Here is a 12,257-nt window from a genome sequence, read left to right on the forward strand (position 1 = left end):
GTCCCAGTTGATCGACCAGGTCATCAGGCCCTTCAGCCCGGTGCCGTAGTGGCGCCAGGCCTGGGAGACCTGGGAGGTGGACAGGTAGCCGCCGCCCGCGCCCGACTGGGCGGGCAGACCCGGGACCTGCTTGTCGTAGGGGACCCTGATCGTCGTTCCCTGGACCACCAGGCCCTTGTTCAGGCAGTCGGTCTGGGCGGTGAATCCCTCCACCGTGCCGGCCGAGTAGGAGTCGCCGGAGCAGCCGTACATGCCGCCGTTGTAGTACTGCATGTTCAGCCACCACAGGCGGCCGTTGTCGGCGTACATCTTGATGATCGGCAGATACGCGCCCCAGATGGAGCCGTACGTGATGCTGCCGCCGGTGACGTACGCGGTCTCCGGGGCCATCGTCAGGCCGAAGTTCGACGGCATCTGCGCCAGGACGCCGTCGATGATGCGGATCAAGTTGGCCTGGGAAGTGGACAGTTGGTTGATGCTGCCGCTTCCCACCAGGCCCGTCTCGATGTCGATGTCGATGCCGTCGAAGTTGTACTTCTTCAGGATCGGGACGATCGATGCCACGAACCGGTCCGCCACCGCCTGCGAACTCAGGTCGATGCCGGCCGCCGCGCCGCCGATGGAGAGAAGGACGGTCTGCCCGGAGGCCTTGGCTGCGCACATCTCCGCGGGCGTGGCCACCTTCACGCCCGTGTCCATGCCGTCCTCCCACAGGGCCGTTCCGTCGGAGCGGATGACCGGGAAGGCCGCGTTGATCACGTTGTAGCCGTGCGCGGCGATACGGGAGTCGGTGATCGGGGTCCAGCCGAAGGGCGGGTGGACGCCGTTGGAGGAGCCGTCCCAGTTCTCCCAGTAGCCCTGGAGGACCTTGCCCGCGGGCCTGGACTTCACGGCGCAGGTGTCGGTCGCCGTGGAGGCGGCCGAGGCGCCGGGCGCGAAGGCGAGGGAGAGCGGAGCGAGACAGGCGGTGGCCAGAGCGGCGGCGAGCAGACGCAGTCTGCGGCGGATCATGCGGAGCCTCCCGGTGGGGGTGCGGTGAGGGCCGTGGATGTCGCAGACATGACAGTGCTCTGGTCCAGACCTTTCGTCAAGAGTCTGGACCGGTGCGGCGGAGGCGGGCGCGTGACAAATGGCAAGTGACAGATATTGAAATCTGTCATTCGTCATGCCATGGTGGACCCATGACGATGAACACCCGATCCCTCGGCACCACCGGCCCTCAGGTCTCCGCCCTCGGCCTCGGCTGCATGGGCATGTCCGCGCTGTACGGCGATGCGGACCGCACCGAGTCGGTCGCCACCATCCACGCCGCCCTCGAAGCGGGCGTGACCCTGCTCGACACCGGCGACTTCTACGCCATGGGCCACAACGAGATGCTGATCGGCGAGGCACTGCGCGCCGCCCCCGCCGCCCGCCGCGAACAGGCCCTGGTCAGCGTGAAGTTCGGCGCGCTGCGCGATCCCGACGGCAACTGGAGCGGCTACGACGGCCGTCCCGCCGCCGTGAAGAACTTCGCCGCCTACTCGCTCCAGCGCCTCGGCGTCGACCACATCGACGTCTACCGGATCGCCCGCGTCGACCCCGACGTACCGATCGAGGAGACGGTCGGCGCGATCGCCGAGCTGGTCGAGAAGGGGTACGTACGGCACATCGGCCTCAGCGAGGCCGGCGCCGACACGATCCGCCGCGCCGCGGCCACCGCGCCGATCTCGGACCTGCAGATCGAGTACTCGCTCATCTCGCGCGGGATCGAGGACCGGATCCTGCCCACCACCCGTGAACTCGGCATCGGGATCACGGCGTACGGCGTCCTCTCGCGCGGTCTGATCTCCGGACACTTCAGCCGCGACCGTCAGCTCGCCCCGACCGACTTCCGGGCGCACTCGCCCCGCTTCCAGGGCGAGAACCTCCAGCACAACCTGAACCTCGTCGAGGCCCTGCGGAAGGTCGCCGAGGGCAAGGGCGTCACCGTCGCGCAGATCGCTGTCGCCTGGGTGCTCTCCCGGGGCGAGGACATCGTGCCCCTGATCGGCGCCCGCACCCGCCGGCGCCTGTCGGAGGCGCTGGGCGCGCTGGACGTCACCCTGGACGCGGCCGACCTGGGCGCGATCGAGGAGGCCGTACCGGCGGACGCGGCGGCGGGCGAGCGCTACCCCGAGGCGCAGATGGCGCATCTGGACAGCGAACGCTGACGGTGGTGCCGGTCGAGCGCCCAGGTACGGTCTAAGACATGTCACCCACCACCGAGACCCTGACCGCCGAGCGCATCCTCGAGGCGACCGAGGAGGTGCTGCGCCGCCACGGGCCGGCCAAGGCCACCGTGGTGGACGTGGCCCGCGCGCTCGGCGTCAGTCACGGCAGCGTCTACCGCCACTTCCGCACCAAGGCGGCGCTGCGCGAGGCGGTGACCAAGCGGTGGCTGGACCGGACCTCCCAAGCCCTGTCGGGCATAGCCGCCGAGGAAGGACGTGGTCCCGAGGCGCGGCTGCGCGACTGGTTCCAGGGGCTGTTCGACGCCAAGCGCCGCAAGGCGGGCCACGATCCCGAGCTGTTCGCCACCTACTCGGTGCTCACCGACGAGAACGGCGAGGTGGTCGGCGAGCACATCGACGACCTCACGGCCCAGCTGACCCGGATCGTCGAGGCGGGCGTCGCCGCCGGCGCGTTCACCGCCGCCGACCCGGCCGCCACGGCCCGTGCCCTCTTCCACGCCACCGGCCGCTTCCACGACCCGTGCCATGCGCGGGAGTGGGAGCGGCCGGGTGTCCAGGACGAGTTCGACGCGGTCCTGGACCTGCTGCTGCGGGGACTGCGGCCGTAGAGAGGCGCGCCGGCCGCTCGAGCGGCCCGCGGTGGTGGACCGCGGGGCGCTGTCCCGTGTGCGTCAGTGCACCATGACGGTCAGGGTCGGCGAGTGCGTCTTGCCGTCCGACGTGGCCACCCGCAGGTGCTCGGTGCCCTTGGTGTTGAGCTTGCCGGTCAGCTTGTAGGCGCCGCCTTTCTTGACCGTGGTGTTGGCGTGCAGCGTGGTCCACTTGCCGTTGTGCATGTGCTGCAGGACCAGCTTGGTGCCGGGCTTCACGTCCTTGGCGCGCCCGGCGACGGTGACGCTCTCCCCGGCCTTGACGGACGTGTGGTTGACCTTGGCCGTGATCGAGGCCTTGGTCATCGGCTTCGCCGGTGCGCTGTGCGTGACGCTCGGCACCGCCGGCGGCGCGTTGTCCGCGGCGAGCGCGGCGGCCGATCCGGCGGACGCCAGCGCGGCGGACAGGGCGCCGGCCGCGAGTGCACGGACACAGCGGTGGCGGAGGGTGGCAGGCATGGTGGTGTCTCCCGTTGGGTCGACGGATCCCCCCTGCGGCCGACGACCCCCCGAGGGGGGCTCATCGCGCTCCTCCAGACTTGCTCCGGGCCGCCTGCGCGGCGACTCGACGAAGGTCAAAAACGGGACGGAAAACCTCATGTTTGAGGCAAGCCCGCAGCTCAGCACTGGTGAGCCCGCTCACTTGTTTCTTACGTTGCCCCCAGGCCCCCGTCAGGCCGTCGCGCGCCAGAAGGCGCGCATCAACCGGGTCGGGGTCGGATTGCGCATCCCCACCTGGGTCAGCAGGATCGTCACCGTGCCCGTGGGGGTGAGGTGTGCCGTGGTGCCGGTGCCGCCGACCCAGCCGTAGCGGCCGGGGGCGTTCCACGGGTCGGCGGGGGTGACGTCGACCTGGCCGCCGTAGCCCCAGCCCTGGCCCTCCAGGAAGAAGGTGGCGATGTCGCGCTGGGCCGCGGTGAGGTGGTTGGTCGTCATCCGGCTCACCGAAGCGGTATCGAGCAGGCGGTGGCCGCCCGCCGTGCCGCCGTTCAGGAGCATGCGGGCGAAGGCCAGCCAGTCGTCGGCCGTGGAGACGAGGCCCCCGCCGCCCGACGGGAAGGCCGGCATCCTGCTCCAGTCGCCGTCCGGGGCGTCCGCGAGTTCCAGGGCACCGGACTCGGCGAGGCGGTAGTAGCTGGTGAAGCGGTCGCGCGCGGCCGCCGGGACCTCGAACGCCGTGTCCCGCATGCCGAGCGGCTCGAAGACCCGCTCGGCCAGGAACTCCGGAAGCGTACGGCCCGACACCCGGGCGATCAGCACGCCCTGGAGGTCGGAGGACGTGCCGTACAGCCAGGCCTCGCCGGGCTGGTGCAGCAGCGGGACGCGGGCCAGCTCGGCCAGCCAGGTGTCGGGGTCCGGCCACTCCTGCAGGGCCCGGCCGTCCTTCTGCACCGCGAACAGCGCCTCGACCGCCGGGAGGGAGAAGTCGGAGGGGAAGCCCCAGCCGGTGCGCGAGCTCAGCAGATCCTCGACGGTGATCGGCCGGGCCGCCGGGACCACGTCGCCCACGGGGCTCGACGGCGTGCGGACGGCGACCGGCTCCGACAGCTCCGGCAGCCACTCGGCCACCGGGTCGTCCAGACCGATCAGCCCGTCCTCCACCAGCATCAGCACGGCCGCCGCGGTGATCGGCTTGGTGATCGAGGCGATCCGGAAGATCGACTCACGGGTGATCGGGGCGGTCCCGTCGGTGTCGACGGACCCGACGGCCACCACCTCCACGTCGTCGCCCCGGGCCACCAGGCCCACCGCCCCCGGCACCGTGCCGTCGTCCACGTACCGTCGCAGGGTGTCGTGCAGTTCGCTCATCGGTCGGCCTTCCGGTGGTCGCGGTCGTCCCGGAGTTCCCCGTCGTGTGCACGGCTCGTGCCGTGCACGGCGACCGGGCCCCGGTCCCGTCTACGACTCCCGCCACCGTGGAAAGTCATCGCACCGCACCCGCACCCGGGCGATCTCGGACTTCAGCCGATCGTGCGCGGCAGCCGCAGGCTGAGCAGCCCCGTCAGGACCACCCCCGCCAGCTGCGCGAGGAGCGTGATCACCAGGGCGTCCCGCATGCCCGAGCCGGGGACCAGGGAGAGGAACAGGGTGCCGAGCGTGGCCACGCCCAGCGCCAGCGACGACTGCTGGGCGGTGACCATGACCCCGCTGCCCACGCCGGCCCGGGCGGCCGGCACCTCGGAGAGGATGATCCGGAAGATGATGGGCAGCTGGAGCGCCTGGCCGGCGCCGGCGAACGCCGCCCCGGGCAGCAGTTCCACGACGCCCAGGTGCGGCCAGGACTGCCGGACGGCCAGCGCCATCAGGCCCACGCCCACCAGTTGCACGACCCCTCCCGCCGTCACCACGCGCGTGCCGTACCGGGCGACCAGCCGGGGCCCGGCCAGCGAGACGAAGAAGAAGACGACGGCCATGGGCGCGAGGGCCAGCCCCGCCGGGACCGGGCCGAGACCCGCGCCGCGCTGCAACGCCACCGCGATGACGAACATGAAACCGCTGAAGCCGATGGAGAACGGCACGATCAGCGCGAGGCCCCGGCGCAGCGACACCAGCTGGAACAGGCTCGGCGGCACCAGTGGCGTACGGCCCTGCCGGTCCGCCCGGCGCTCCACGGCGTAGAACACCGCCGTCACCGGCGGGAACGCGGCCAGCGACAGCCACGTCCACAGCGGCCAGCCCGCCGCACGGCCCTCGGCGAGGGGTACGAGCAGCGCCAGCAAGGACACCGCCAGCAGGACCGTGCCGGGGCCGTCGACCGGCTCCGGGTGCTGTGAGCGGGTCTCCGGGACGGTCCGGAGCGCCAGCACCAGGCCGACGATCACGACGGGCACGTTGACCAGGAACACCGAGCGCCAGCCGGAGCCCCACAGGTCCGCGGCGACCAGGACGCCGCCGAGGATCTGCCCGGCCACCATGGACAGGCCCGCCGTCGCCCCGTACAGGCCCATCGCCCTGGCCCGGCGCGGGCCGGACGTGGCCGCCTGGATGGTGGCCAGTACCTGCGGCAGCATCGCGGCGGCCGCCGCGCCCTGGGCCACCCGCGCCCCGACCAGCGACCAGGCTCCGGGCGCGAGCCCGCAGGCCAGCGAGGTCAGGCCGAAGGCGGCCATGCCGCCGATGAAGAGGCGGCGCCGGCCGAACAGGTCGCCGAGCCGGCCGCCGAGGACCAGCAGGACGGCGTACGCCACCCCGTACCCGGCGACGACGAGTTCCAGGACCGCCTCGCCCGCGTGCAGGTCCTTGCCGATGGTGGGCAGGGCGACGTTGACGATGAAGAAGTCGATGAGCGGAAGTGCCGCGGCCAGCAGCACCGTGAACAGTCCGAGCCCGCCCAGCGCGGGTGGCGTCGCCGCGGCGGACCGGACGGTGCGTGAAGAGATGGTTTGGGTGGTCACGGACCCGAGCCTGCGCCGGTGCCGAGACGGGTACCAGAGTGTTCTTATCCTGGTACTGGCACTACCTGGAAACAGGATTCGCGAGGGGGCAGGCTGGAGACATGACCACCATGGCCCACGAGACGCGGTTCCGGGAAGCGGCAGGCGAAGCGGAGCGTGAGCCTCGGCCCGCGCGCTCCCGGGAGGCCGTCGCGTCGGCGGTCCGGCGGCACGAACTCGCCGCCTTCCTGCGCCACCGGCGCGAGCACATCGCGCCCGAGAGGGTCGGCCTGCCCCGCGGCCCCCGGCGCCGTACACCGGGCCTGCGCCGCGAGGAGGTCGCGCACCTCTCCGCGGTCGGGGTCACCTGGTACACCTGGCTCGAACAGGCCCGGGACATCCAGGTCTCCGTGCAGGTCCTGGACGCCCTGGCCCGCACCCTGCTGCTCGACCCCGGCGAGCGGGCCCACCTCTTCCAGCTGGCCGGTGCCCCGGACCCGGCCCCGCCGACCGTCTGCCCGTCGGTCACACCCGCCCTGCGGGCCGTCCTGGAGCAGATCGAGCCCTTCCCGGCCTGCCTGCAGAACAGCCGGTACGACATCCTCGCCTACAACCGCACCTACGGCCTGCTCCTCTGCGACCTGGACGCGGTGGCCGCCGAGGACCGCAACTGCATGGTCCTGTCGTACACGCACGAGGAGTGGCGCTCGTCGATCGTGCACCTGGAGGACGCCACCCGGCACATGGCCGCCCGGTTCCGCGCCGCGATGGCCGGGCATCTGGCCGACCCGACCTGGAAGACGCTGCTCAAGCGGCTGCGCGACCAGTCTCCCGACTTCCGCCGGGCCTGGGACCGGCACGAGGTGGTCGCCCCGGCGAGCAAGCGCAAGGAGTTCCGCAACGCCCACGTCGGCCGTCTCACCGTCGACCACACCGACCTGTGGCTCAGCCCGGAGGTGGGGCCGCGCATGGTGACGTACGTACCGGCGGACGAGGAGTCGCGCGAGCGGCTGGAGAAGCTGCACGCGATCGCGCTGGAGATGCGCGCGTAGGGCCGCCGGTGGGGGAAGGGGTGCTGCCGGGGCGGCTCAGGCGCCGACGCCCGCCGCCTGGCGCACCTCGTTCTCCTCGAGCCGGTCGGCCGTGCGCTCGGCGGTCCGCCTGGCCCACCGGCCGGAGGTGACCGCACCCAGGGCCAGCACCGCCAGTCCGCAGACCACCAGCACGTACCACCCGGGCCGGGCCGCCGACACGAACGCGTCCCGGTACGAGGACGAGCCGATCCCGGAGGCCAGCAGCGCGCCGACCACCGCGACGCCGAGGGTCTGCCCGAGCTGCCGGCTGGTGGAGGCGACGGCCGCGGCGACGCCCGCCTGGGCGCGCGGCATGCCGGAGACCGCGGTGTTGGTGATGGGGGCGTTGACGAAGCCGAAGCCGATGCCGAACAGCACGTACCCGATCACGAGCGTGAGGTTGGACGTCTCGGCCTCGAAGGCCGCGAACAGCACCGCGCTCACCGTCATGGCGGACCCGGCGATCAGCAGGGGCAGGCGCGGACCCCGGTTGCCGACCAGCCGGCCGGACAGCGGGGCGCACAGGAAGGTGGGCGTCGCCATCGGCAGCATCCACAGGCCCGCGTGGAGGGCGTCCAGGCCGCGCACGTTCTGCAGGTAGAGCGTGGACAGGAAGAGGAAGCCGCCGAGGGCCGCGAAGCCGCTGACCGCGATGACGGTGGCGCCGCTGAACGGGGCGGACCGGAAGAACCGCAGGTCGATGAGGGGTTCGGTGCGGCGCGGCTCGTACCACAGCAGGCCGAGCAGAGCGGCGAGCGCGACGGCGCCGAAGGGCACGACCGTGGCCGCGCTCGCGTCCGGGGCCTCGATGATCGCGTACGTCAGCGCGCCGAACAGGGCGATGACCAGCACCTGGCCGACCGGGTCCGGGCGGCGGGCCTTCGGGGCGCGGGACTCGGGGACGAAGCGGAGGGTGAGGAGGATCGCGGCGAGGGCGACGGGCAGGTTGACCCAGAAGATCGAGCGCCAGCCGACCGACTCCACCAGCAGTCCGCCGACGAGCGGGCCGGCAGCCATGGATATGCCCACCACGGCGCCCCACGCGCCGATCGCGCGGGCGCGCTCGCGCGGGTCGGTGAAGGTGTTGGTGATGATCGACATGGCGACCGGGTTGAGCATCGAGCCACCGACGGCCTGCACCATGCGGAAGACGACCAGCAGCTCCAGGTTGGGCGCGAGCGAGCACAGCAGCGAGCCGATGCCGAAGACGACGAGGCCGGTCATGAACACGCGTTTGCGGCCGATCCGGTCGGCCGTGGAACCGGCGAGCATCAGCAGCGAGGCCAGGACCAGCGTGTAGGCGTCGATCGTCCATTGCAGGCCGGACGTGCTCGCGTGCAACTCGCGCTGCATCGAGGGGAGGGCGACGTTCAGAACGGTGTTGTCCAGGCTCACGATCAGCAGGCTCATGCAGCAGATCGCGAGCACCAGCAGACGCCGGCGGTGGCTGAGCTCGGGCATGGGCCCCATGGTAGTCGGTTTCGATAGTGCGGTTAACTAATGACTGGTACATGATCCCCGCCGATACGCGACAATGGGGGAATGCCCACGCCCGAGTCCCCCTTGCAGATCGGTCCGCACACCGTCCAGCCGCCGGTGGTCCTGGCCCCCATGGCCGGCATCACCAACGCGCCCTTCCGCACCCTGTGCAGGGAGTTCTCCGGCGGCAAGGGCCTGTTCGTGAGCGAGATGATCACGACCCGGGCCCTGGTCGAGCGCAACGACAAGACCATGCAGCTGATCCGGTTCGACGACAGCGAGCGACCGCGCTCGATCCAGCTGTACGGCGTCGACCCGGCCACCGTCGGCAAGGCCGTCCGCATGATCGCGGAGGAGGACCTCGCCGACCACATCGACCTCAACTTCGGCTGCCCGGTGCCCAAGGTGACCAGGAAGGGCGGCGGCTCGGCCCTGCCCTACAAGCGCAATCTGCTGCGCGCCATCCTGCGCGAGGCGGTCACCGGCGCGGGCGACCTGCCGGTCACGATGAAGATGCGCAAGGGCATCGACGACGACCACATCACCTACCTCGACGCCGGCCGGATCGCCGTCGAGGAGGGCGTGACGGCCATCGCGCTGCACGGCCGCACCGCCGCCCAGCACTACGGCGGCACCGCCGACTGGGACGCGATCGCCCGCCTGAAGGAGCACGTGCCCGAGATCCCGGTGCTCGGCAACGGCGACATCTGGTCGGCGGAGGACGCGCTGCGGATGGTGCACGAGACCGGCTGCGACGGCGTCGTCGTGGGGCGGGGCTGTCTCGGCCGGCCGTGGCTGTTCGCCGACCTGGTGGCGGCGTTCGAGGGCCGTACCGACGCCTATGTGCGGCCCACCCTGCGCGAGGTCGCCGACGTCATGGTCCGGCACGCCACGCTGCTCGGCGAGTGGATCGGCGACGAGTCGCGGGGCGTCATCGACTTCCGCAAGCACGTCGCCTGGTACCTGAAGGGCTTCGCGGTCGGCTCCGAGATGCGCAAGCGGCTCGCGATCACCTCCTCGCTGGAGGAGCTGCGCGCCGGCCTGGACGAGCTGGACCTGGACCAGCCCTGGCCGGCCGGCGCCGACGGCCCCCGCGGCCGCACCTCCGGCAACAACCGGGTGGTGCTGCCGGACGGCTGGCTGAGGGACCCCTACGACTGCGCGGGCGTGGGCGAGGACGCGGAGCTGGACACCTCCGGCGGCTGAGGCGCTCTCGACAGCGGCCGCGGGCCGCGCCGACACTGTTGCGCGTGGCGGACAGCGCGTTATGGGTGGCGGCCCTCACCGGTGGTACGGCGGTGCTCACGAGCTGGGTGACCAATCTCGGGAACGTACGCGCGGCCAGGACGCAGGCCCAGGCGTCGGCCGAGGCCCAGCACCGCGGGCGGGTACGGGAGGCGCGGCGGGCGGCCTGTCTGGAGCTCATGGAGCGGGCCCACGTCATGGGCGAGCTGTACCGGCGGGTCGTCGACGCGCGCTTCCAGCACGGCGAGGGCGAGAGGTTCCTGGCAAGTGTCCAGGAGCTGCGGGTCGCGGTGCGCGAGGCCTACGACCCGCTCATGCGCGGTGTCCGCGCCATCGCCCTGGAGGGCCCCGCCCAGAAGCCGCGGCGGCACGGGCCGTGCTGACGGCCGCGACCGAGGTCAGCCGCGCCCTGTGGCACGTCTCCCGCGGTGAGGCCGGCGCGCACGCCCGCTTCGACACGGCCCGGGAGGCGTACCTGGGCTCCCTGGAGCGGTTCGCCGAGACGGCTCGCGCGGCCATGGAGGCGTCCTGAGAGGGGCCGGCCCACGCGGTCAGCCCTTCGACGGGTGCGGCGTGGAGCCGTACGCCGTCAGGAAGCGGTCGCGGAAGGCGCTCATCGGCCACACCGGGGCGTCGTGGGCGGGGCGCAGGCCGTCGGTCCAGCCCCAGCCGGAGATCTTGTCGAGGACCTTGGGGTCCTTGGCGACGACGGAGACCGGCACGTCCCGGCTGGCGTGGTCGCCGCTGACCCGGGCGATGGGCTGGTGGTCGCCGAGGAAGACCAGCACGGTGTTGTCGTCGCCGTAGCGCTGGAGCCACTGGGTCAGGACGGTCACCGAGTACTGGATCGACTTTCCGTACGCCTCCCGGGAGCGGGTGGGGTCGGTGATGATGTCCTGCGGCTTGGTGCCGGCCGCCTCGATGCCCTTGAAGACCGAGCCGTCGCCGAGCCGGTCCCAGCCGACCGTCTGCGGGACCGGCGCCCAGGGCTGGTGGCTGGAGGTCAGGATGACGAACGACGTCAGCGGCTTGTCGTGCCTCTTCCCGTGTGCGAGGCGCTGGAAGGCATCCAGGGCGTACTGGTCGGGCATGGTCGACCAGCTGAACTTCGGGCCCGCGTAGCCCATCTGGAAGGCGTTGTAGACCTTGTCCAGGCCGTACCACTTCGCCTCCGGCCAGCCCTTCTGCACGCCCGGCATGATGCCGACCGTGTCCCAGGCGCCGGTCTTCCTGAACGCCTCGGTGAGGGTCAGGTGGTCGCCGGAGGTGACCGTGCGGTAGCGGTTCTGGTTGTCGACCCACAGGCCCGACATGAACGTGGAGTGGCCGAGCCAGCTGCCGCCCCCGTACGTCGCCGACGTCAGCCAGCCGCTTTTGGCGTGGAAGCCCGCCTTGGCCAGGGCCTGGGTGGAGGCGTCGAGGGTCCTGTCGACACCGGGTGCCATGATCGGGTCCTCGACCGCGCTGCGGCCGTAGCTCTCGATGAACGTGAAGATCATGTCCTTGCCGCGCAGATCCGGCACGAGCTGACTGCCCGGCGTGTTCCCGAACGCGTCGGCCTTCGCCGTCCTCGCGAACGCGCGCTCGTCCCGGATCGTCGAACGCAGCGCCTGCTCGTGGTACCTGAGCATGGTGACCGTGTGCTCGGACGCCACCGGGATGCCGGAGACCTGGAGGTTCAGGGTCGAGCACGTCATCCACACCGCGCTGGCGAGCAGCAGGCCACGGGTCGCGCGGGACCGGTCGCGGCCGAGGAAGGCGGCGACCCGGACCACCGCAAGGGCCATCACGGCGAGCACCGCCACGACCAACAGGACGGCGGCGACGGCGGCCAGCAGCGCGACCGTGCCGCCCAGGGTGTCGGCGAGATACGACTGGGCGTCGTCGAGCAGCTGCCAGTCCAGGATCACGTCGAAGCTGCGGCCGAGGTACTGGTTGAACTCGATGTCCGTCAGGTTCAGCACGGTCAGCACGCCGAGCGCCACCCCGCCGAGCGCCGCCAGGACCACGCGTGGCCTGCGCGGCAACGCGATCAGTACGGCCGCCCCGAGCAACGCCTCCACCGGAATCCGCACGAAGGCCGCGAGATGGAACTGCTCCCGCTTGTTCGGCAGCAGCAGCGCGACCACGACGAGGACCAGGGCCAGCCCGGTGACGGCGAGGGAGACCCTCCGCGCGGCGACCGGATGCCCGACCTGCCAGCGCCCCCATGCCCGCCGCGCG

At 71.9% G+C, this 12,257-nt stretch carries 12 protein-coding genes; 6 read left to right on the forward strand and 6 right to left on the reverse strand.

Annotated elements, in window-relative coordinates:
- Positions 1 to 1,011, reverse strand: a 1,011-nt coding sequence (locus BZY54_RS19335) for a chitinase (protein WP_086726438.1), incomplete at its 3' end; no start/stop codon positions are given.
- 170 nt (positions 1,012 to 1,181) lie between these two features.
- On the opposite strand from BZY54_RS19335, the gene BZY54_RS19340 reads away from it, so the two are divergent.
- Together BZY54_RS19340 and BZY54_RS19345 are read left to right on the forward strand one after the other, a co-directional pair.
- Complete coding sequence (locus BZY54_RS19340; protein ID WP_086726439.1) at positions 1,182 to 2,192, forward strand: aldo/keto reductase; 1,011 nt, start codon at positions 1,182 to 1,184, stop codon at positions 2,190 to 2,192.
- Positions 2,193 to 2,230: 38 nt separating this feature from the next.
- Complete coding sequence (locus BZY54_RS19345) at positions 2,231 to 2,821, forward strand: TetR/AcrR family transcriptional regulator (RefSeq protein ID WP_086726440.1); 591 nt, start codon at positions 2,231 to 2,233, stop codon at positions 2,819 to 2,821.
- 63 nt (positions 2,822 to 2,884) lie between these two features.
- Here BZY54_RS19345 and BZY54_RS19350 read toward each other — a convergent pair whose 3' ends face one another.
- From BZY54_RS19350 to BZY54_RS19360, 3 genes are all read right to left on the reverse strand, one after another.
- Entirely contained in the window at positions 2,885 to 3,322 is a 438-nt protein-coding gene (locus tag BZY54_RS19350; RefSeq protein ID WP_086726441.1) for a hypothetical protein, read from the reverse strand.
- Between the two features lie 213 nt (positions 3,323 to 3,535).
- Positions 3,536 to 4,672, reverse strand: coding sequence for a serine hydrolase domain-containing protein (locus BZY54_RS19355; RefSeq protein ID WP_086726442.1), 1,137 nt, complete (start codon positions 4,670 to 4,672; stop codon positions 3,536 to 3,538).
- Between the two features lie 152 nt (positions 4,673 to 4,824).
- Positions 4,825 to 6,258: an MFS transporter gene (locus BZY54_RS19360; RefSeq protein ID WP_086726443.1), complete on the reverse strand. Its 1,434-nt coding sequence runs from the start codon at positions 6,256 to 6,258 to the stop codon at positions 4,825 to 4,827.
- A gap of 101 nt (positions 6,259 to 6,359) precedes the next feature.
- On the opposite strand from BZY54_RS19360, the gene BZY54_RS19365 reads away from it, so the two are divergent.
- Positions 6,360 to 7,289, forward strand: a complete 930-nt coding sequence (locus tag BZY54_RS19365; protein WP_086726444.1) for a helix-turn-helix transcriptional regulator — start codon at positions 6,360 to 6,362, stop codon at positions 7,287 to 7,289.
- Between the two features lie 36 nt (positions 7,290 to 7,325).
- Here the strand turns inward: BZY54_RS19365 and BZY54_RS19370 are convergent, their stop codons facing one another.
- Complete coding sequence (locus BZY54_RS19370) at positions 7,326 to 8,771, reverse strand: MFS transporter (protein WP_086726446.1); 1,446 nt, start codon at positions 8,769 to 8,771, stop codon at positions 7,326 to 7,328.
- Between the two features lie 81 nt (positions 8,772 to 8,852).
- On the opposite strand from BZY54_RS19370, the gene dusB reads away from it, so the two are divergent.
- From dusB to BZY54_RS53300, 3 genes are read left to right on the forward strand one after another with little or no spacing between them, the layout of a single operon-like run.
- Entirely contained in the window at positions 8,853 to 9,995 is a 1,143-nt protein-coding gene (gene dusB / locus BZY54_RS19375) for a tRNA dihydrouridine synthase DusB (RefSeq protein ID WP_086726445.1), read from the forward strand.
- 44 nt (positions 9,996 to 10,039) lie between these two features.
- Positions 10,040 to 10,417 carry a hypothetical protein gene (locus BZY54_RS19380; RefSeq protein ID WP_244217232.1) on the forward strand — a complete coding sequence of 126 codons (378 nt, stop codon included), beginning with the start codon at positions 10,040 to 10,042 and terminating at the stop codon, positions 10,415 to 10,417.
- Positions 10,411 to 10,566 (forward strand): hypothetical protein, encoded by a 156-nt coding sequence (locus BZY54_RS53300; RefSeq protein WP_244217233.1) that lies wholly within the window; start codon positions 10,411 to 10,413, stop codon positions 10,564 to 10,566. Before BZY54_RS19380 ends, BZY54_RS53300 begins: the two co-directional genes overlap by 7 nt.
- A gap of 19 nt (positions 10,567 to 10,585) precedes the next feature.
- Here BZY54_RS53300 and BZY54_RS19385 read toward each other — a convergent pair.
- On the reverse strand, positions 10,586 to 12,257 hold a 1,672-nt coding region (locus tag BZY54_RS19385; RefSeq protein WP_244217234.1), incomplete at its 5' end, for an alkaline phosphatase family protein.

Source organism: Streptomyces carpinensis (assembly GCF_002154505.1).
Taxonomy (GTDB): domain Bacteria; phylum Actinomycetota; class Actinomycetes; order Streptomycetales; family Streptomycetaceae; genus Streptomyces; species Streptomyces carpinensis.

Bases quoted from the DNA above. Each gene is read 5' to 3' on its own strand.
- BZY54_RS19365 (WP_086726444.1), top strand. From the start codon at position 6,360: ATGACCACCATGGCCCACGAGACGCGGTTCCGGGAAGCGGCAGGCGAA.
- BZY54_RS19370 (WP_086726446.1), bottom strand. From the start codon at position 8,771: ATGCCCGAGCTCAGCCACCGCCGGCGTCTGCTGGTGCTCGCGATCTGC.
- BZY54_RS19355 (WP_086726442.1), bottom strand. From the start codon at position 4,672: ATGAGCGAACTGCACGACACCCTGCGACGGTACGTGGACGACGGCACG.
- BZY54_RS19340 (WP_086726439.1), top strand. From the start codon at position 1,182: ATGACGATGAACACCCGATCCCTCGGCACCACCGGCCCTCAGGTCTCC.
- BZY54_RS19350 (WP_086726441.1), bottom strand. From the start codon at position 3,322: ATGCCTGCCACCCTCCGCCACCGCTGTGTCCGTGCACTCGCGGCCGGC.
- dusB (WP_086726445.1), top strand. From the start codon at position 8,853: ATGCCCACGCCCGAGTCCCCCTTGCAGATCGGTCCGCACACCGTCCAG.
- BZY54_RS19345 (WP_086726440.1), top strand. From the start codon at position 2,231: ATGTCACCCACCACCGAGACCCTGACCGCCGAGCGCATCCTCGAGGCG.